Here is a 23,010-nt window from a genome sequence, read left to right as displayed (position 1 = left end):
CAAAATAATAGCCTCACGAGATTAATCTCTAAGGCCTATGCCAATAGTATCACATACGGGATTTTCTGGAAATGGGAACAAAATAAGAACACATACTTCCGAACGAATATTTCAATCTTGTCTACTATATTAACAAAAACAAGAAGCGATGCGGTAACACATCGCTTCTTACTTTAGTTCCTATTACTCAAGTATTCTTCTACCGCTACTAGAATCCCTGTTGTACCAGAACTACGCGGGTAAACCACGTTATTCCTTAAGTAAGGTTGAATACCATAGAAGATAGCATGACTTAAACATGTCGTAACAATCACAACAATATCAGATGATTTTACATGTGATTTCGCTTCTGCTGTTAGTGCATCATCAGTACAGATAACGTATCGATGACTCGGATTTCGTGGACCCAATTTCTCTACTGCGCGTCGTGCTGTATGCTCCCGTAAAGTGAAAATCGCTATTTTCTGCGGTGGCAAAGAGGCAAGTAAATCCGCCGTTTGCTCTTCATTCATTTGAAGTGCATGAGATAACCTCACCAGCAAGTTCGAATCTGCCCCCATCAAACGTCCAAGTTCATACCAACCATTTAGCTGCACCGTTTCAAGGGTTAGTAACGAATCTCCTAGTGCCCCTGACCAATGATTCCACAAATCAACTAGCTTCTGCTGAGGAATGCCGTAGTCGAAATATAACTCTAGTGCCGCCTGAAGGAACTGAAGTACCACTTTACTGGGGGAAAGATTAAACCAGGCTACCATGCGTTCAAATTGGGTATCCGCCAGATTGAAATCCAAATAAACAATACCTTCCGATAATTTCTGAAAGTATGTCATTGATGCTTGGTTCTTCTTTGAATGAGCTAGTATCAGTTCAGAGCAATAGTCATATAAACTGAGTGCGGCGTCTTTTGGGAAATGAGTTGGATCCATCAATTCGGTCAAAAACATGGATAATGCAGTCTCTAATAAACTTCTTGCACTACCATGTAAAGGCATCATAGCAAGTTCCGCAAATTGTTCAGCCAGTAAGGTAAGGACACTATCAGTCCAAACCATACCACCTCTGGTCGTATCCATTTCTCTGAGCAATAATTGGCTCTGTTCAACGTCATCTGTGTTTGATAAAAATTGCGCAAACCATCTGTGCCAGGTCACCTCATCGCTTCTTGAAGCACTTTGGTTCAAAGGCTTCGTTGCAGTTGGCGCAATCGCTTTGGCGTTCATCCGAGCTTGAACCAACATCACATCGGCCCGGCACTCTGGGTCACGTAATAATGCTTGTTGTTCTTCACTTGGCAATGCATCCCATGCCAACTTTGCTTCCTCATACACGATTGGCGCATCGGTCATCGTAGCGATTTTACATAAGTACTTGGTCTTGAACGTAGTTAAACGACTTTCTTTTAGCTCCTCATAGGCCTGATCAAAATGTTGAAGTTGAAAGGCTGCAAGCACCCTATTCTCTAACGTAAGTTCAGGTTCATCGGGTTGTGGCGTTAACTGTCTTGATAGATACTGGATAATCGCTATGGAAGTGCTATCTTCGACATGATTTAATAAGCGCTGAAGCCCAGCATGATCAGACTCTAGATAAGCGTTATATGCCTTAAGCCTACTGAATGACTCATCTCCGCTACTTACACTCTTATGGACTAATGCGCCTAGACGATAACTGGATTGCATAAACAAGGTAAGACTCTTCTCAAAATTTTCGGCCAGATCAGAAGGAGCAATAACCGTGTAAGCGGCTCGGAGCATCATTTGTTGAATGCGTGCCGGGATATAATTTAACTGCGTGATACTTTCATAATCCTTGGAGTACCAAATATCATCCCAGCGATGTTGGGCTGCTAGCCATTGCATTTTAAGGAATAAGTAGTTATCTTCGCTGACATAACTACCAAGACGTATGGCCTCTAATGTCCTATATGCTTCTTCCCATTGCTCAGTCGCAACTTGTTCTTGGAACTGATTTCGGAGCGTAAATGTACTATGTTCCGTGTCCGAAGAAATGATGGTCGGACGTTTTTCATCAAGCTTAATCCAAAGGTTGAGCATGTCCCAGATTTTCTCGCTTACGGTAAGATGGGATCTAAATACAAAGTATCCCTCTGGAAAATGCTGACCCCCTACTTTTTCAAGTGGGCTCTGTTCACCTGTAAATAGCACTTTTCTCGGTATTGCCGGACGGCAATATCGGCCAATAAAATGCTGAATTTCTTTAGTATGATCCTCCGCTTTTTTACTTCCCTTTTGAAGGATCATCCAGGTTATTTCATTACCTGTTTGAATGGGTAAGACCGCAGTCTGTTCATTGGTTAAACGAGAAATCATACGGTGATACACAACGTTTGCGTGGCTTAGGGTATGGTGCTCGATATAGACATTCACAAATGAATCATCATTACTGCGAATCATCATAATGGTTTAGCCACCTCCCACAACTGCCTTGCTTCATTCCAAGGCTTCAAAACCTCAGAAGATTCCACATTCAGAATGACCTGGTCCGAACCTGAATAGGAACCTTGATCTGAAAACACCAAAGTGCCATTTAGCGACAGTCGTTCCGTAAATAGCCCTTCGAGCTCCAATCCAATGATTTGATGCCTTATTTCGATTTTCTCATCAAACTCCATAACCGCTCTTTGGGTCTGTGAGTGCTCAGTATTACAAATAATACGTACAAGTGCTCCTTTTGCAGCAAGCGCGTGAAGGATATGAGACAAATGGATCCATCTCCGCCGTACACGCGGAAACTGATCAGAGTAAGACTCGAGTTGATTATCCAAAAGCGCGATATCACTTAACTGGTTTACGACAAAGTAAATTTCATTACTTGGCCTCATTAGTTCTGCCACTAGGGATGAGGCTATTGTATCTTTTAAAGCTTTTTGTCCAGTACGGGCACTTAACGTTCTTCTAAGCATAAGACACCTCTCGTACGCGCAAGTCATAATACCAGTCCATCCCGTGATTATGAACGGAATCAATATAAGGGAAGAATATCTCAAACTCCGTCTCGATTGGTGAGTTCAGAAGTTGCAGCATATCCTGCTGGAGATGTACTCTCTCTTCATAACTCACGATCAACTTCACTCGACTTCCACGTCCCATCACATCCTGAACTCGTGCTTTCCAATCGGTCTCTTCATAGCGAATGGTCGTATACACGGGTTTCAAGAGATGTTCCGTAATGATTCTAGATGGCTTCATGAATTTCTGGAAAGGCGAATAGAGCTCCAAACATTCTGGACAGGATTCGTGGCAATCACTGAGCAACAGCGATTCAATAAATAAATACCGTTGCTTTTGCTGTTGTTCTTCATCGCTTCCAACAAGGCCTAGGAGTAAGTCTACCTGCTCCGCAATATGTTCAAGTCTCAGGCATGTCACAGCAAAAATATTAGCACTGATGTGACACCCTATTCTTCGACTCTCCTCATGCCAAAGATCATGCAATTCCTTTATAAAACGGTCAAGTTCCGTTGTGTTGTGACTACGTAAATATTTACTCACAAGGCTCACAACAAACTCGCGATTTGGTGGGATCCCGGCACGTTCTAGAGTATTTAATAGATGCTCAAGCAACTCCTGTTGCTGCTCTACACGACGCTCCTCGCGAATCTGTGCCACAATCTCTTGTAATGGCCACTCATCTAAAAGTGGAAGCACCGCTTTTAAGGATGTTGTTACTTTATTTCTTGCACACATACGCAGACTTTTTAACACGTATTCTTCGAACTTACCTGTCGAATGTCGCATGACACTGGCCAACTTACTAATGATTCCTAAGCCACCTGACTCGGTCTCAGACAAGTAAATCAAGTTGCCTTGGATATCTACTAATAGATCTTCAACATTGACACCCGGTAACATCTCACCTAAAGCCCGATAAATAGCCGCCGCTAAAGTGGTTGTAGTTGTTGCATTTACCCACTCCGCAAAAGTATCATTTTGCCTTAGATCTCCACTTAAAGGCTCCAGTAGTTGCAAGAAATGTTCCATCAATTCGTTATCTTGAATGAGCGAGTACAGATTTAAGAGTACTTTACTATCTTCTGCACTATCTCGATCTTGATCTCCTGCATCCACAATGGTGGAATGGAAGATGACTTGTAGTGTTCGCTTACTAATGGCTTCCGCCTTTTCTTTAAACTCCCAAATGGCTTCTATTAGACTTGCCTGCCTACTAACCGCTGTGGCCACTACAGAAGATAGGATGATCTGAGTCAACCATTCAATTTCAAACGTATTTAACCTAGTTGCGATTCCAGGATTTGTTCTCACTACATGCGCATAAAAGGTTGGTATAGACTCTGCCGCAATTCGCTCCCATTGCTCATGGTTAAACAATGGTGCCAAATCATAGTCATGAATTTCAAAGGCCAACGCATCTACATATCGCTGGAAACCAAGTGCCGCGGGCTTTTGCTCGTAAGTGAATTCAAAAATACGGCTAATAGAACCCATCTCAGACTTCTTATACTTGAGCTCAGAAGTTACACGTGCTGAATAACGTGTAAATACCACATAATTATTCTCTTCACTTGTATAACAAATCGCTTGCTTTAAAAGTGGAGCCAGCGCACTTTCTGTATGCCATGTGATTCGAGTATCGATGCCCGCTTCGGTACTCGGCTGGATATGCGTGCCCCAGTCATGAAAGCCCGTCGAACGATCCGAAACATCCGTTGGAATTTGCTGCAGTTTTATCATGTAAGGCTCACAGATCGGTAAGTTCGTTTCGTGACCCAATACAGTATCCATTACTGGAACTTCCGTGATCCGTTTTGCTTTCAGGTCCTCCCCGTCTAACTCGATCATGCCCGTTTCACTGGTAATCCAATGTGCTTCTGTAATCCATTCTGCATTTACAAAGCGCTTGGATACATTCCCCGGTGCAAATTCAATCATACCTGGTACGAGCCCTAATGACTCTTCTTTCCCACTAGGTACATGGAACGTTAACTCAGAAACATCCAATGCTGTGAATAGCGTCCGAGGGATAAAACCACGAAGCGGCTCTCGCTTTTGCTCGTCATCTGCCAAAGCATATTTTGATGACAGTTGTAAGTACAGGGTCGGTAGTAACTCAAACCAAAATGAACGTGGCGGTGTCCAAAGCAGCCTCATTAATTCCGCTTCAGTCACTAGTATCGCGTCAGTCGCGTAAGCTATCCATTCTTCATCGTCGCCATTCAGTAGTTGCTTCAACTCATCCGTGATGAGTCGACTCTCTCTTGGATGCCTCTGCGAGCCTTCTTCCGTGAATAAATACCGGAGATCTACTGTGCTTTTAGCTGCCGCCAACTTATCCGTTAGGTACTCGAGCAAGGTAAAGGCTAGCTGAATGCGTTGCACATAGGAGTTTCGCAAAGGTAGAGAAAGATCGTTTAGTGTTGGTTGAAAGAGTTGCTCAGGGTAATCATACACAAACCGATCTCGCCCATAGGCAGACGTGACGACAATTGTCCATGGGCGCATCCCCCGTGAACGACCCGCACGGCCCTTACGCTGTAAGAACGAGGCTAAGTTCCGTGGTGCCTTGTGCTGGATCACAGCTCCAACTTTAGTGTCGTTATAACCGACTTCTAATGTACTTGTAGCAATAACCAGTTTAGCTGTATCTTTAACCCCTTTATGCTGTGAAGAGGTAATATCCAGTGTCAGTGGCTGACGCAAACTATTTTTATCAATCAATTTAGGAATGGTCCATAGTTGACCTAGCGCTACTTGGGCAGGAATAGTCCCATCATAAACATCTTGATAGAGATCTAAATCTCGATATTGACTAAGTGTTTTATACTTCTCAGCGTCCACTTCAATGTGATACCAACGATTAATAACATCTAGTTTATCCGTGAAACCGAATAACTTGGAACCAATAGCCCCTCGCGATACATCATCATCCAATGGATCTAAGATACGGCCAATTAACATGGACGTTTGTACAGATGTCGATAAAATTGATGTTGCTGAAAACGGATCTCCTCGAACGATAAGGTTGTACTCCATACCTTCAGAAACCATTTCGTCTTCATCTGGTGTAACATAAGTAACTAATTCCTCACTGAGCCCAGTCAATTGGGAGAAGAAAGATTTTGGATTCGAAAGTGTTGCAGATAATCCGACGAAGTGTGTTCCGCGCGTAGCTCGGCGCATTTGTTTACGCCAACGGCGAAGCAAATAAGCGACATGAGCACCGCTCACCCCTTCATAAATGTGAACTTCGTCCATCAGCACAAATAAAGGGGGTTCAATAGAGCCCACACCAAAAAGTCGACGTTCCGAGATATTCGTCAATTTACGGTTCAACATTTCGGTCGATGTAAACAAAACATCAGGAGGGTGAGCAATCATCCTTTTTCTTGTAAGGATAATTTGCCCGGATCCAATATGAAATCCGCAAGCTTGATCTTCACAAGATAAACGCTCTCTTTCTCCTGTACCACCATATTTAATTTCCCACTGCACATCTTTCTCATCCCAAAGCATCGCCGAACCGCAAGTTGGACAGGAAAGAGACGGGCAAATATAGCCTTTGTCTTGTTTCTTCCACTTCCGATACTTACTATGAATGACATCATCGGCTGTTTGCGGGGTATCTCCATAATAAACACCTATCGTGAGACTCCGAATACTCAACGATGTGAAGTGATCTTCTAACACTTTTATTTCTGCAACTGCTTCACGGAACTGGTCTTTTAATAGTTCGACACGAGGATAAATACCTATGACCTTCGTCCATGTACGTGGATCTCGCTCTAAGAGCGCTGCCAGATGACTAAACACGGGGAGGTAAAAGGCCTTCGTTTTACCTGATCCAGTCCCTGCGCCAATAATCGTAGCTTGATCTTTAGGCAGTCTTGTCCATTGTAAGAGATGGCGTAAAGAGCGTACTTGAAAGGAAGCAAGTTCAAATGCACCTTCACGCAGTAAAACGCGTACTGCTTGTTGCGTACGATTGTCAATCTTAATCGAACTGAGATCATAGAGGATCTCAGTTATTTGTTGGTCTCGTTTTGGGTATTTCCGATAGGATAATAACGGCTTTACATGACTTACTAAATTACGGCCAGACTGCCAGTCCTTCGGACTAAATCTTTGCTTCAAAAGTAACAGTAACCGAAACGCTTCCGCATAACGCGTACGGAAGCGATTAAATTGAAGCGGAAACATGAGTTTACGATCTTTAAGATTTTCAATGATAGCTGGAATGGATGACGTATCAATACCTAGTTCATCGACCAAATCAGCTATCACTTTTGAAGGCGGTTGTTCAATTAGGGGTACCATCACTTCATACGCGTCTATTGAACCGCCAATGAAGCCCCATTCTAACAAATGATTTTCCTTACGTTCTATTTGAGATAAAAGCTCTTCACATAATAGATCAAACCGCGAACGGGTCAACTTGTTCACCTCATTTAAAAGTCATGAAAACATTAGACGTTAAACGTTGAGCCCGAATCCACTGCAACACTTCATCATTTAAATCTTCGAGAGTTGCTGTACCAGCAGACATCTTCTCAAGAAAATGCTGAATCTGTGGGCTCGCCCCAAGCGATGTAATAAATTGTTTAGCCTCTTCAAGAACATTTTGATAGTGGTTTATATTTTGTTCGGAGAGTGGCCATGTTTTCTCTATACTAGTAAAAGTCTGAAGAAGGCTATCAATTGTGCTTTCTTGACGAATGCGACGGAATACTTCCAACGCTTTTTTACTATCTTGATGTTGTTCTTTTGCAATTACAGGCCATTGAGCCTTAGCCTCACGTTGAAGAGGCTCAAAAGAGCGCATAATTTTCCCGAACGTTGCTCTCGGTTCATGTCTAATATGAAGCATGAGATCTTTTAATCCTTGCATGGTTTCGTTTACTTGTGATAAATGCCATTGTCCAGGATACTTCTTGTTGACCATTCGAATCGCTCTTACTTCTTTCACGATTGGAGGAAGCTTTTCCTGAATAAATTGACCGAATTCTTCACTCCGCCTATGACGGTCCTGAACTTGTTGTGCTTCTTTAGCCTGCTGAATCAATGCTTGTGTAGTCTTTATTTTATCTCTTAGCATAGAGAACCTCCTCATTCAACAGTTGAAGTTCGTCATACCAAGTTTTAAGTGCTTTCTTGGTTTCTTCTTCCACATTGCTAGCTTCACTTGATGCCTGACTCGTCTGAGCAAGGCGCTGTTTATATGTGGACTGCAATCGCTCCAAAAGTTGATTAAAACTTACAATAGTCTCTTGGTAAGGTAGAAGTGCCGCGACTGGATCTTGGGATAAACCAATAAACTGACCTACCTCCCCATTTCTTTTCGTAAGCAAATAAATTGCCTGTAAATGAGGTGCAATTACACTCGGATTACATTGATTCGATTGCATCCAGTTAAATGGTGATGGATCATAGTTCTCTCTCTGTGCTGTAAGCCAGTTCAACATCTCTTTTATCTCATCGAAGAGCAAACCAACATCATGAATATCCTCCCCGAGTAGGTTTTGCATATGTTTGGAGAACTGTTCCGCCTTTGCATGCTCAGATCTAGTCGCCTCAGGTAAAGATCTCACGATATCATGCAACAAATGAATGGATTGATACCATGCATCATTTTTTGAATTCGATCGTTCTGGGAGTGAAAGTTGCTCAAACGTCCAGTTATCTTCAAAAGCTTTCGTTATCACAGGCAAAACTTTTGCAGCATGCAAGTAAAACACGCTCGTATTGGTGCCTCTTATAATCTCACCTTGAACTAAATTGAAGTACCGTAAAAATCGCTCACTGAATTCTTTGAGGTCACTAGGAAGTAACTTTTGCAGAGCCTGCCATTTAGGATCACGTGAATTATCTACTTTTATCGGTAGAATCGATTGAGTTAATTTATGATACATCCCTTCTGCTGATAAACCTGCTCCAGTAAGTGAGCCACTTAATGTAATGGCAACGAGTTGCCCCAATGTCGTATATTCATCCATCTGTACAGAGGAAGTACCCGTTTTAAAAGGATCCCGGATGAATTCAACTACTTTATTCACTTGCTCACTCATCCAATCGAATAATGCTAGAGCATACTCTTCAGCGCCATTAAAGTCCCATGATTTTGCGCCTCGTTCTTTCCATGCAGCTATTGCTAACAATGCGTATTTTAATGAATCGCTTCTTTCAAAAACGAGCGTAATTCCTGCGGTAGCATGGCCAAAATAATCTTCAATGACGACGCGTTTCGGATTAAAGTACTCCTTAACTTGCAAAGCAGATACATCATTATCTTCCCATCGTATAAATTCACTCAGTGCTTCAAGCAAATCTTCTAGTAACTTCGAGACTAGCTTTTCACCTCGCATCCATCTTTCAATCTGACCTTCGGTTTCTCGGAAACGTTTCTCTTTCGGATCCTCAACGTCCCGAGGATTATTAGGTTCAACGACTGGTTTAGTTATACCACCACCGCCACCATCATCAAGCTTAGGTTCATCCCCTGGCATATCTTTAGGATCAGGACGATTTACAACAACTCCATTACCAAACCCTGATTTTTTTCCCTGCCCAATCGCTATTGGTCCCTGATTGTTCCCCTTATTCCCATTTTCACTTGATGGAGGAGCTGTGATCGTATTCCCTCTTAGAAGTGGTAAACCAAACGAGAGAAAAACATCCTCAGAAAGACCACCAACCGTTTTGACCCCATCCATTGTAAAAGAATCAAGTGTACGATTCCCCCAGATCCGAAATAATGACATATACCGGTTTACGTTATCTGGAGCAGATTCACGTTTTAATACAGCATCATCATTTGAATCTTTCCAAGCAACATCTAGTCCAAATGACGTATAATCGGGTGGAAACATTTCTTGTCCATGAATGATCATGGAGTGAACATACTTTAAGATGACATCTTGTAGAAAACGCCTCGGCGTTCTTAGTTCTTTTTTCTGATGGAAATTACCTAATGCCGTTTGGTTAAACGGGAACAAAGTCATCGTATGTTCGCCGATCTTCACATGCGCCCATTGATGCTCGCTAAACACGTCCGCAATGGGAAGTTGCTCTTGCTTAGCCCCATTTAGCAGCCAAGTATCCACCAATTGAGGTTCTACATAGATAGCATTCAAGTAACGAATTGTCATATCGACGATATCTGAAACTTCACCAAAAGCATCATCTACATAGACATTGGCCGTCACACGTTCCTTAAAGTTATCGTTAATCGAGTTATCATAATACCAGTTTGTAACACCTACGATAGAAATTAACCTACAAAGAGATTCGTCATATTCCGTTCCCTGATGCGTATAAGCGAGTACATCCATAAGCGCTTTGTCGATACCTGTAAAGGATGTGATATCTTCAATAAGCAGTGTTAAACTTTTACCATTACGTTTTAATTCTTGTCGAAGTAACTTGAAAATATCTGCCAAGTCTGTCCCACGGAATTGTGTACATTCTTGAACGACCCGATCCAGAAAATTGTTCAAATAAGCAGCATACCGTTCCCGTTTTCTGAGAATCACTTGCTGTTCCATCGAGTTTGTTGAGTCTGCAACAGATTCAACAAAACGAAGCGCTCGCTTCCCAACGTCAGAACGCTTTACCGTTTCCAATTGAGAAAGTGAGATGCTGAAATCACTTAGCTCGAATCGAGGGGTGACATCTGTCATCACTTCATTTCTTGCTTCAGAGGCCAATTTCTTCTGAATACGCTCGATAGGTCCGTTTTCTCCCATCAGAAAACTTTGCGTATCTTGGTCTACTAAGAAGGCATATAAATCTTTACGATCTCGAGAACCAATGGTACTGTTCTCTCCATCTTCCTCTACAGCAATTGCAAAATGATGAATAATGCGTTGTTTTAAACCATCCTTGCTCAGATGCTCGTTCGCTTGGACTAATTTACGCAACTTCTCTGTCATATCACTCTCTTGGAAAGCCTTAGCATTAATGATCTGCTCTAAAGCACCACGAAGAGTACTTTGAGCTCTTGAAATAAATAATACAGTTTCTTTATCTTTATCAATCATACCTGAAAACGCGAGCTGCTCTTTAACCCACCGGATTAGATGTGATTTACCCGATCCGTTATCACCCGTTACCATTACAAAGTGATGTTGATCCATGTGATTAAATATGGAACTAAAGAATTTCTCTTCATTTACGAAATCTACTTCTTCTTTTTTTAAATGTATTGGAACATATTTTAATTTTTCAAATGGTTTATGTGTAGCTAAAAAATACGCTTCACTCGTATCTTTCGCTTCTACTTTAATGACTTGGTTTAACCGCTTTGCAATAGCAAGATGTTTCATGCTTTCAGACCTCCTACTATTTTAATACCAGTTACGGCAGAAGACACCTCATGTAATTTACTCGGCGTTAAATGCCAAACATCTCCAGCATCCCTTGTTTGAACAAGCTCAACGACGCCTTGCGAATGGAGTGATCTCAACCCTGTCGATAGCGCATAGGACAGTTGCTGGGATTCGTTTAGCTCTAGATAAACTTGCTCATTATAAATTCCTCCGTCAAGTTCAGGAACTGCGAGAGCTAACCAACTCATAAAAGCTCGGAAAGGTAGCAATTTCCTTTTATCAAGCGAAGTATCGAACATTAATTCCTCTTTCAAGCGAAGTGCAGGATTGACTAAAAAATTACCTTTATGCTCAAATCCATAACCTAAATAAGAAGCCCAGTTCATCCAACCTTTTGTATTTGTCGTGTTGTACTCACGATTCCTATCTTCATTACTTAACCCAATGCCGCTTTTTGACTTGGATGTGACATCAAGAAAGAAGCTACTTACTAGTTTTTCTGATTTATAAGCCATAATTGCTTGCCCTTTTGCTAAAGCCCAAGCCGTAAAGCGGTGAAACACCAAATCTGGCTGTTGATGGGCATTACGAATGATTTCACGGCGGAATGTCACAGGATCTTTTGCCGCGTTAATAGCCATATTGGAGATCACTTTGCGTTCAGTGTTCTCAACAATGAGATTTCCCTTTGAGGCAAAGCTATAACATTCTGTTGCTATATCATCACTTTTGTTCATGGCAGGCGGTTGTAGCAATTTAAGAAGTTCACTCTTCGTATAGGAGGAATACTCCACCAACTGACACATTGCTCTGACACGCTCTGGTGTTTGCATGTTTTTTATATTATTATCAAAAGGCATTCAAAGCCCTCCTTTTACAGTTAATATAGTGCGATATCTGCCTTACGCTGATGCTTAGCAAGAAACTCATCCAGTGGCAAGGATAAATGATCAAGCACATCACGAATGGACTTCCCTTCGTCGAGAATGTTCATATCAGGGTCCACTATATGAATAAAAACTGTCTCTTCGGATTGATGGTACAGCTTCTTCATCCAGTTATAAAAAAGGTTTGCTTTGGCTGGGTCAGAAGGATAAATAATGGCTACAGGTCCATCTATCTCTTTTGCATATGGATATTGTAACTCCTCTTGTTGGAGAAATAGATAATGCCTCTTCTCACTCTCATTCGGTGATTGCTCCATAATCGTACGAATAACGTTGGAATTAAGTGGTGGTAATACGATGGTTCGCACATTCGTATTGATTAGGGCTTGTATAATGACTGGATAATCATCACCTTTTACATACTGCAACGACGTTGTCATTAGGAGGTGACGAAAACCAATTAAATAAGGAAATAAAGTATCTCCAATAGTAGCTGTTTCTTTTTTAAAGTCAGAACGAAACGTGAACTTTATCTTTGACGCATTATAACGCGAATATTGACCATTATTCACACAAAAGGAACATCCCCCACAGACCGTCTCACTATACGGGTAGGTTTCAACTAAATAGTCGGAAAGACAACGATCCGTTGGATGAAACAAATATTCTTTTATAACTTCAAGTTCCTCTGTAACTCGATCTTTTTCTTTCTCACGCTCTGGGGTGATCTCATTTAATAGAGCTTTTGCATCGTTCAAACTGTTATATACTAAGACACGAACTTTTAAGCGAACAACATTTGATGTATCTACTTCAGCACGTTCAAAATCAACTAATTCGAGTAATCCATTACGCACCAAAAGTAAGACCGTGGCGACGTTCCAATTTTCATTTCTCACACCGGAAACGGTATCTTTGAGTTTTTCTCGCTGAGTGGCCATATTAAGCCACATCTCATCTGCTCGTTCTCCAAATTCTGCATTTTCAAAAAGAGCCATCCACCGATCTACGAGAAGTTCCGCTGTAAGAAATTGCTTAGAAACTTGACCTCGAACGATTTCGAGATCATTTTTGATGTAGCATACTAAGCTAACGGATGCAAAGCCATCACGTCCACTACGCCCTACCTCTTGATAATAACGATTTAAACTCTCGGGAATACCGCAATGAACAATAGTGCGAATATCTGCTTTATCTACACCCATGCCAAAGGCACTTGTAGCGACCATAATATCAATGCTATTTTCATTCCATTGACGAAGAAGCTCTCTACGATCATTATCTTTGGTATCGCCGGTAAATTGATTAACCCGCGAATAACCTTCTTCCTTTAAACGCTCGATCCATTTTGTAGCTTGCTCAATGGTATTGACATATAAGATCAGTGGTCTAGGCAAGAAGCCTATTCCCCTTGTTATTTTCGCAAATCGATCTTCTTCATTTATAGCTTTATCCACCATATAGGCAGGCTCATATCGAAGGCTATCACATCGAATTTCCGTATATTTACCTTTTACGGCAAAAAGATCTTTCAATACCTTTGAGGTCCAAGGTGTCAGTGTGGCAGACATTAAAATGGTCTTTACTTTCCCACTACTTCTCTCTAATAACTGTTTATGATAGGCTGATAGCAGTTGGAATCCTGTCCGAAAACTGTTTCCCCAGTCCACTACAATATGAGCCTCATCAATAACAAACCGGTTAACTTGGCCCATAAATGCTGATGTTAATAGTATCTGACCGAGTGGACCTAACACAAGTGACTCTGGAGAAGTAAATAAGAGAGGAATTGTTCCTTCTTTTACCCCTTCAAAGATTAAATCCTTCTCAGTTTGCGGCATTTTCGATCGATAAGCCTGGGGCCTATATTTCTCTTCCCTAGCAGTGAAATATTTACTGGCAGCATTTTTTTGATCAATAGCAAGCCCAACTGTAGGTACAACAACAACGGTGATTCCTGATGTTTCACGAACGCCTCCTTTAAGCGTTCCACCCTCCGTGTCAAAAAACGTAGGAAGAAGACTGACTAGACTCTTTCCACCACCTGTCGGTAAACAGATTGTTAGTGTTTCGCCCGGAAGCATCTGCATGGCCGATTGGACTAACTGCTTTTGCGAGGGGGATTGGTAGTGAGTAAATCCTGTCATACTATGAAGAACACCGTCACCTAAAACCTGGTCCCGTTGCTTCCGTACTTTTAACTGATAAGCATCATTTACGGCTTCAGGTGATCTCATCCAAGTTGGATAACCCCCATTGCTTTGTGTATTTACGTCCGTCTCCCCATCACTGTACATCACTAATCCGAACTTCTCTGAAACCGGTTGAATGCGTTTAATCCATTCTTCACCCATCACGATCTTTCGATGGAACGTTAAGATCAGTTGACGAAGATGACTCGCGAAATCCATCACCGTTGCCTGATTGGATACAATGCCTACCATGGATTGAAGCAGTCTAATCACACAGGAGGTGGCGGAACGAAGTTCCGCCGATACTGTCTTTTCATTTCTAATTTTCTGTAGTTGCTTAAGCGCGGTTTCTGGTGTTAAACAACCTTGAAGCGCTTCTTCAGCGATTTCATAACACCTATTCATTCCGTTTCACCAACCTCACATAAGCTATAGATTCCAATCGCATTACCGGATGACGTAGCCCTTCCAGTAGAGCTTGATAAATGTTTGATAATCGTCTAATTGACGCATCCGTGTGTTTCTCTTGTCCAAAATACAAGTTTGCTGCTCGCATCGCATTGAGTCTACGTCCGAATTCATCCTGAGCACGAGAAACATCAACGCGCTGTGCAACGTACTGTTCGAATTTTTGCTTGCTTTGTTCACTCGTTCGACTGACAAGGTCTGACCAAATATCCGGTGGATATTGTTCAATGAACTCCTTAACCTTGTTGCCATCACGCTTGCCCAAATGAGTCGGCTTTTTAATGGTACCAGACAGCATGCTAAGTACCTCTGAAGTTCGTTCATCTTCTTCTCCGGGAACAAGTCCCTCGGCCGTTATAAAGTGCTCGAGTGGTGTATACCCTTGCGCATGCACGAGATGTTCCAACGGTTCCTTTAGAGCAAGTAGATGATTAGGGTTTAGCGAAACGGACCAGGTGTAAACAATCCCTTCCCAACCAAAATCGGCATGAGGTAATTCCAGAGCGGTTGATCGACCCCAGTCTGTCTCTTGCGCATTATTGACGATGGCATCAAACATACTATTGCCCGGGGCGAAAAACGAAAGCTTTTCACGAGATACAGCCACTTCACGCATAAATGTACCGCGAATCTGGCCGACTCTGCCTGCCTTATCCAGTAGTTCAGAATTATCCGGTTGTAGCAATAAGGTACGAACCATAGATTTGGCAACAGCCTTACTTTTATCGAACAAGACCACTTGACCACGTTCAATCGTATTCCCATGTAGCCCTGTCATGTTTGCCCATTTCATCATCGTATCTGCAAGCTTGACACCACCGCCTGCATCAAATTTAGTAATGAGATTTAAGAGCTGCTCTTGGACGTGACGATCTAATTGCCGCGCCATATCAAAATATCGTTCTTCCTGTACACGCTCACGCATTTTGCCTAACATATCATTCATCGAAGGCATTACGTCTTGAAGACCATAACGCAAGTCCCGAGCAAGTGCCGATGTCATTTCACTTTGAATATCATGGATCGCAATTTCAATTCCACTGAGTGATTCGTTAAAGATATGAAGTCCATCACGCCATATCTGGAATAGCTGTTCTTCAATGGTTCCTTCCGAGTACATCACGATAGATAATACATTCCCCGTGCGACCAATACGATCTAGACGACCAATTCGCTGCTCGAGCTCAGAAGGGTTCCAAGGCATATCAATATGTATGATGCGGTCTGCCATCTGGAAATTACGTCCTTCGCCTCCAAGAGGATTGCACAACATAAACCTGCAGTTTGGATCGTTCTGAAAATCATCTACTGCAGCCTGTAGTTCCTTATCTGTCATCCCTGAGTAGAAGCCCCGAACGGCGTTTTTATTGAAGTGATCTGCTAAGGCTTTCTCAAGTGGTAGTAGAGTTTCGGTCCATGTAGCAAAAATTACTACTTTCTCGTCTACCGTTTCCTGAAGAATATGATCCATCACCTTCATGAGACGACCTTGAATCAATTCCGGATCATCATAGCATTCATTCACCTTTTTAAGTTCAGACTCAGATGCCTGGCGCCAGCGAGTCGTGTTTGCTTTAAGGCTATCCAGATATTCCTCTTCACCGTTTTGAAGCGGAAATTGTTCTACCATCCCCTTACCCTTACCCTTGCCATAAACCTTATCTGTAATGGCATTTTTTCGAGCGGCAATAGCCGCTTCAAGTGCCCAGGGGGAGCTAAACATGGCAGAGAGTAACCATCGCTGATAGTCACCAACATTCAAACTTGGACCTGACTCTTTGATAAACTCCAAATAATCAATGAGTGCATCGTACGTATCACTCTCGTGATACTGTTCATCTGAGCCTTTCATTACATATGTATCTTCACGAAGTGTCCGATCACCCAAGTGAAATTCTATTTCTTTCCGACGATGGCGAAGTATTTTGCGTTCAATTTGATAATGCTCTCCTAAATACGCAAGAGCAAGTTTTACTTGAGACAATCCTTCGTCTTCACTTCGAATGTCGATGGAATCCACGAGTTTTTGGAAATTTGAATCTTCCAATGCCTTGGCGACATCGTCGAGATCCTCTTCGAAATCTTCTGCCAGTTCATCCTCATAATAGACTGGAAGGTCTTGCATCATGCGATGAACCTTTCTACGTAAAAACGCTTGTTTTTCAAGCAATTGTCCGAACTGGTTTTCGGTCATTTTGCTATACTTCTGAGGATCAAGTAGACGGACAAGACGTAAAAACTCAACTTGCCTCGATTGAATAGGTGTCGCACTTATTAATAACAAATGGGGTACCGTACGACTGAACTTATAAATGCTCTCGTACTCTTTGTCCATGGTGAGCAACCGGTGGGTTTCGTCAACAATACATAGATCCCACTTTCTTTGAAGCAATTGCTTACCATCCCTGGAATTCACCTTCTCGAGTGGAAAGAGCAGCAGATTCTCATGCAACTGTTCGGTCTTCCCGTCATACACCTCAAAGTCCGTCCAGAATTTATAACTTAATTCATTACGCCATTGATACAGTAGGGATTCAGGTACAATAAGAACAATACTTATTTGACCAAGCCGCTTCTGTAATCCTTTCATAATAACAGCCGCTTCAATGGTTTTACCAAGACCAACTTCGTCAGCCAACATAAAACGACATGGATCTTCCGATATGGCACGCACGATAGTATCGATTTGATGTTCCATCAAAAACACACGGGAGCCGATCAAAGTTTCAAATCCAAACGTCGCATTTCGTAACGTATGTAGGGAATCCGCCACAACTTGACGATGAAGATACCATTGTGGATTATGGAATTCATAATTCTCGAAACTAGTCAATACGTCCATATCTCCACGCGTTATGGGAACGACTAACTCCGCTTCAGACATACAGCTAATCTCACTATCGCCTTCAATTTGGACAAAGTAATAGTGGTAACCCTTCCAATCAGAATGGGAGAACGATAAAATGGTCCCCTTCTTACGTGAAATTACAAGATGAAACGGAGATTGCTGCAATATTTGGCTTCTTTTAATTCGATTAATTGAAAAGATTTCTACCCTTGGAATCCGATATGCTTCATGCATCAAACTCGAATCAATTGGAAAGAAGAAATCTACCATGACCTCATCTGGCATGGCATTAACGCGAACGACTCGCCCTATTGCGAACCGTCTTGGCATTTCGGGGTATTCAAATTCTACAGGGCACCGTACATACATGCCGATCTCCATGAGCATCTCCACCTTTATATACCAATTCTAGCTGCTGTGTACCTGTCTAAGTTTATAACGTATCTCGCTACTTTGGAACTAATATTACACCAGACCAAAGGGCCTTTTCACTAGTTTAAGGCTGTAAAGCAAGGGACTTCAGAAATAATTTTACCAAAATAAAAACGGAGTTATGGTTAACTAACATCACCATAACTCCGCGTTAAAAGCCGTTGATCACACCCGGGCTCTATTACTATTAAATTATCCAACATTAGTTCATTGAGGTTTTATGCGCCACCCCAACCTAACATTTCCAAATCTATCATAACTTTCAGAATGTGTCAATGCTTTTGTTCCTCATATTGTTCCTCATATACCATTCTCTTTTTATCTTCTTAAATAAGCCTAAGATATTAAGCTCTCTTCCGCCAATTTCTCTGCATACTGTTCGATAGCATCAATAATCGCTGATTCACCAGAACTACGTGGGTAGACCGGGCTTGAAGTTAAGTAATCTCCTGTTCCATAGGTCAAGGCATGGGAAATATGCGTCGTCACCACGACCGAAATATCTGAGTTACGTGCGTATTCTTTTGCGCGATCTGTCAATCGGTCGTCCAAGCAAAGACGTATCTTTAAGGATGGGTTTCTTGCTTTAAGGTAATCTGAAGCACATTTGGCTGGTTTTTCAAGTAAGGTAAATATGGTGATTACTTGTCTATTAAGCTTACACACGGTATCTTCTTGTTCTACACCATTACTTAAGGCTGCTTTGAGTTCCTCCATGGTTTCATAATAACCGTTAACCCATTCCCCTAATCGATACCATTTTTTCATACGCGAAACCCGATAAACAGGCGCACCTAATATAAAAATAAGTCATGTATAACAATAGTAAATTTTATACTATGAATGACTATTTTGCTATATGGAAGAGGTGCCTGTTCTTGAAATATAGGACACAATGATCATCTTGTACGTTTTTAGAAACATAAAAAGAGATGATTTCAACAATTGAAATCATCCCCCAAGTTTTTTTCTGTCTAAATTCTCGTGTTGAACAAAGTTAATACTTCGTTAGTCCACTTTTTTAACAACCATCTGTATTTCTACCGATTCAAACAAATTTGGGAATTGGATACTAAAGTCATCGACTAATTTCCTCCACTGTTTTTGTGGCAATATGCTTGAACCTTGGTTAAACAGTTTATACACTTGCTTCCGGACAGCTGGTCTAATGTCCGTTTGTTTATTTACTCGTTCCATTATTTCTACTGCCGTTAAGGACTCCGTTCTTAAATCGAGCTTAAGCTTTCCGATTATGACATCTACTTCTTCTAATCGCCTCTCCATTTCATCAATTTCTTTTTTCACTTCATAAAAATCAATAGTCTCCCAAGCCTTCAGATGCGACAACAGTGCATCATCGATGATTTGGCCCTTACGCATGGACTGATACGTCGTAAATAGGTATTCCCATAACCCTTTTACCTGTTCCACCTCTGCATTGGTATTGTCCGTCTTGATAATGTGTTTTACCACAAGGATTGGTGTCTTCAAGAAAGATTGATACATTTGCTCGAAACCCTCGTTAAGTAATTCCCAATGCTTGTATTGGTCCTGTAAATCGCTCCAACCAATGGCTAGCGTAAATTTGGGGTCATCTGTCGTGCCGACTAATTCAAAACATATTTTTTGGAGTTGTTTATCAAGATACTGTATTTTTTCAACCAACTGATTAATATCTTCTCGAAGGGCTAATGTTTCGGCGTATCTTGTTTTTAATCCGCTTTCCTGAATCACTCTCTCCAATTCACCTAGACTAATGTATTGTTCAATGGAAGAATGTTCTTCCATCTTCTTTATTCCCATCAATACATATGTGTCATCAGTATGCTCCACGGCTTCTAAGTAAGTCATATATTTTTGATATCCTAGTTTTATTTTCATACTTTCAGACTCTAACTTCTTTTTGTACTCCATGAAATCATTTTTTAGTACAGTAAAGAATGAATTGATCGAGATCACACCTATGCTATACTTTTCAAGTTTTTTACGAGGTGTAAAATCCAAGATCCATTTTTCAAAATCAATTGTAGATTGAACAATTTCTTCACTAGGATTGATCATATTGTCTCTCAAGAGATACCAGTCTTGAAAAAACTGCTCGCTTATCTCTATAATCTGGTTGTTAAATGGTGATTTCAGACTTTGACTCCAAGAATATTGTGACAGTTTCGTCCACTTTCCGACCCATTTTTTTAGAAGTAGCGCAAGATGTGCCAGGGGGAAACCTAATTCTAAACTTAATTCTTCCTTCCAAGTCATACCTACGCTTTCTGTTTGATAAATCCACATAGCCGTCTCTATTTGATCAGCTATTTTAGTAAAGGTCCTGGCTCTCTCTGAAGGTTTTTCTTGCTGTACATTAACGACTTCAAGAACCGGATATGAACGTTTTACGTAAATGCCATCCCCGGAAGGTTCAAAAGAGATCGGGTAACGTGTCCTGTTCTCGACTTCTTTTCTTTGCACGATTGATGACGGTTTTGAAGTAAACGGTCGTAGAATATTTGTTGCCTTTACAGCCTCATGTACGATGCTGGCAATCCCTAATCGAACAGACTCCAGAAGTTCTACATTAACATCTTCCCCTTCTACCCAATCTCGAACAATGTTTGCCGTTTGCTGTGTATGATCAACCTGCATCACCATCGGTTGACTCCGTTGATCATACTGATGAATATTGTGGAGTTTGACCGTAATGGATTCTTCTCCTGCTTCGAATTTCTCGAGCAAATATCCTGGTAACGTAATCGTATCTTCTTGCTCACTCACATACCATTCAGCAATAGACTTCACCATTAAGTCAGAATGTTCTGCGAATTTTTCGCGTGAAATGAGTGGTTGTATGGTATGTAGTCTAGTTCCTTTTTTCTTATAAAAAGCTCGTAATATTTCCTTCGTATTTAATATCATATATCGTAGCTTCCCTTTACCAATTGGAATCGCACGAAACATTCTTCTAATCATTGGTTCATTAAACGGAAGCAAGACAACCTGCTGCTCAACTATTTGATTTGGGCCGCTGGCCGGTATAAAACTCAAACAATTACGATAATGGGGGCAACTCACCGAACAGGTGTAACCCTCGGATCCTTTTAGTTCATTTAAGTATTTCGACATATAGGGTACGACTTGCTCCTCATCTAAATTATAAAATGCTTTTCCTGATTCATCAGATAGCCAGAGTTTCCTTACCCTATCATCAATCGTGTCTAACGTTTGGATCCTTTGTGTCAATTCCATCCCTTTAGAAGAATCTAAAAGAGCTCCCGGAGTCAAACCTACAACAACATCCCAACTGCCTTCTTCTAGTGTAATTAATTGGTCAAGTACATCGGATGCATAGATATTTACAGATTGAACCAAATCATCAATGAGTAACAATGGACGTATATTTCTTTCTTTAATAATCAAGGAAAGTTTTTTGAATAGGGAACTAATTTCTTGGCCTTCAAATAAAAAATGGTCTAGCTTTTTAATAAGCGATTGCTTGACTCTTACATAATCCATCGATAACTCTAAGGTTGTTTTTGAAAGAAGTTCCTCAAATTGCTGCTCACTAATTAACTCTAGTGGTGATTTTATATTTCCACGCTCGATTTGTCTTGTGAATTCTATTACATTTTTTTCAATTATGGGACGTAGCAACAAGGCACAGGGAACAATATCTTCATCGGAGTGGAACAACTCAGCAAGTGTAGACCAAACCATTTGATTAATAATTGTGATTGGCTTACTCAATAAGATATCCCATCTATTCTCATCAATTTCAACATCTGAACGTATCCCAAGTGAGTTATAACATTTCTTAATCAGAACCTGCGGGTTTAGTTCACTCCGTGATATCCTAACAACTGGTCTTTGAATTCCTTGTGTTTTCCATTGATCTTTTAGCCAACATAGTAACTCTGATTTACCAGAACCTGTTGAGCCAAAGATAAAATACACTCGATTCCCATTCGCATCCGTTTCCGTTAATTCTTGAAATAATTCACTTTCAGTAACCTCACCGATTAACTGATTCTGAAAATACCTATGCATAACTTGAGGGAAATGAGTACTTCTAAAATAATCAGGAGAAAACTGATAGCGTTGGTCGGCTGTTCCAGCTAACAACTTAAGGGAGTCAGTACTTATACAAGGTAACACTGCTACATCACTCCTTTCATGTGTATCCAGTTCCATTCATGATTCGGACCATACGACTTAAATGGCAGATCTTGTTTTTGAGAGAGCTCGATGTAACCAATGCTGTTCATATAAGCAAGTCCATAAATAAAACCTGAATATACGTTTCCTTCTGCTGTTAGACAGGGTAAAATGGGTTCAACATGGATTTCACAGTATTGATGCAGTGGCCCTTCCCAAGAACCGATATGCTGAACAAGTTCCTTTAACAAGGAAATATGTGGGAGCGCATAAAATCCAGTATACACTCTTCTTCCTAGACCAAAGCATTCCATCATTCGTTTCCAGGCGTTTATTTTCTCATGTCCGACTAGTGTCTTCTCAAACTTACTATTAATAGGGTGATGCATATTTATTAAAAACATTCGGTCTGGTTTAACAAATAGTTGATCAAATAATGTTGTAAATACATGGTTTAACGAATCGTCAGGCTCACTTCTCGACATTTCTCTTAAATTTCTGAACAAACGAAGTCGGTCCCATTCTTTTTCTAAGGGGATAATGCCATCCTCCGTCCTGTTAACGTATCTTACCTCCTCTAGGAAGGTAATGACTCCCTCTATCAGTGATCTAATATCTCCATCTTGTTTATACTGAAATTCATTTTTTAATTCCCCAACCGTTTTTCCAGGTTGATGTAAGATGGACTCAAAAATCGTTTGAATTTCTGGTCCGTAGCACATTTGAAATAACAAT

The 23,010-nt window shown here is 41.1% G+C and carries 11 protein-coding genes; all 11 read right to left on the bottom strand.

Annotated features, from left to right (window positions below; all coding sequences use genetic code 11):
- Nucleotides 1-173 precede the first annotated feature (173 nt).
- The 11 genes from AC6B99_RS25515 to AC6B99_RS25465 all read right to left on the bottom strand — a co-directional run bounded on the left by AC6B99_RS25515 (nucleotide 174) and on the right by AC6B99_RS25465 (nucleotide 23,009).
- Nucleotides 174-2,420, bottom strand: a complete 2,247-nt coding sequence (locus tag AC6B99_RS25515; protein WP_496664526.1) for a hypothetical protein — start codon at nucleotides 2,418-2,420, stop codon at nucleotides 174-176.
- Entirely contained in the window at nucleotides 2,417-2,926 is a 510-nt protein-coding gene (locus AC6B99_RS25510; protein ID WP_496664525.1) for a hypothetical protein, read from the bottom strand. Before AC6B99_RS25510 ends, AC6B99_RS25515 begins: the two co-directional genes overlap by 4 nt.
- Nucleotides 2,919-7,412, bottom strand: coding sequence for a protein DpdJ (dpdJ, locus tag AC6B99_RS25505; RefSeq protein WP_496664524.1), 4,494 nt, complete (start codon nucleotides 7,410-7,412; stop codon nucleotides 2,919-2,921). Before dpdJ ends, AC6B99_RS25510 begins: the two co-directional genes overlap by 8 nt.
- Nucleotides 7,413-7,422: 10 nt before the next feature.
- A complete protein-coding gene (locus tag AC6B99_RS25500) occupies nucleotides 7,423-8,073 on the bottom strand; it encodes a hypothetical protein (protein WP_496664523.1) in 651 nt (216 codons plus the stop codon).
- On the bottom strand, nucleotides 8,060-11,299 hold the full coding sequence (locus AC6B99_RS25495; protein ID WP_496664522.1) for a hypothetical protein: 3,240 nt from the start codon (nucleotides 11,297-11,299) through the stop codon (nucleotides 8,060-8,062). Before AC6B99_RS25495 ends, AC6B99_RS25500 begins: the two co-directional genes overlap by 14 nt.
- Nucleotides 11,296-12,162: a hypothetical protein gene (locus AC6B99_RS25490; protein WP_496664521.1), complete on the bottom strand. Its 867-nt coding sequence runs from the start codon at nucleotides 12,160-12,162 to the stop codon at nucleotides 11,296-11,298. The genes AC6B99_RS25495 and AC6B99_RS25490 overlap by 4 nt, the downstream gene beginning before the upstream one ends.
- A 20-nt stretch (nucleotides 12,163-12,182) precedes the next feature.
- Nucleotides 12,183-14,786, bottom strand: a complete 2,604-nt coding sequence (gene dpdF / locus AC6B99_RS25485) for a protein DpdF (protein WP_496664520.1) — start codon at nucleotides 14,784-14,786, stop codon at nucleotides 12,183-12,185.
- Nucleotides 14,779-18,078 carry an SNF2-related protein gene (locus AC6B99_RS25480; RefSeq protein ID WP_496664519.1) on the bottom strand — a complete coding sequence of 1,100 codons (3,300 nt, stop codon included), beginning with the start codon at nucleotides 18,076-18,078 and terminating at the stop codon, nucleotides 14,779-14,781. Before AC6B99_RS25480 ends, dpdF begins: the two co-directional genes overlap by 8 nt.
- A gap of 387 nt (nucleotides 18,079-18,465) precedes the next feature.
- On the bottom strand, nucleotides 18,466-18,897 hold the full coding sequence (locus tag AC6B99_RS25475; RefSeq protein ID WP_496664518.1) for a hypothetical protein: 432 nt from the start codon (nucleotides 18,895-18,897) through the stop codon (nucleotides 18,466-18,468).
- A gap of 240 nt (nucleotides 18,898-19,137) precedes the next feature.
- A complete protein-coding gene (locus AC6B99_RS25470; RefSeq protein WP_496664517.1) occupies nucleotides 19,138-22,311 on the bottom strand; it encodes a hypothetical protein in 3,174 nt (1,057 codons plus the stop codon).
- Nucleotides 22,278-23,009: a hypothetical protein gene (locus tag AC6B99_RS25465; protein ID WP_496664516.1), complete on the bottom strand. Its 732-nt coding sequence runs from the start codon at nucleotides 23,007-23,009 to the stop codon at nucleotides 22,278-22,280. Before AC6B99_RS25465 ends, AC6B99_RS25470 begins: the two co-directional genes overlap by 34 nt.
- Nucleotide 23,010 lies beyond the last annotated feature (1 nt).

The sequence above is a fragment of the Paenibacillus liaoningensis genome (assembly GCF_059609455.1).
Note: the sequence above shows the minus strand (reverse complement) of the source record. Positions and strands in the feature narration are given on the sequence as shown.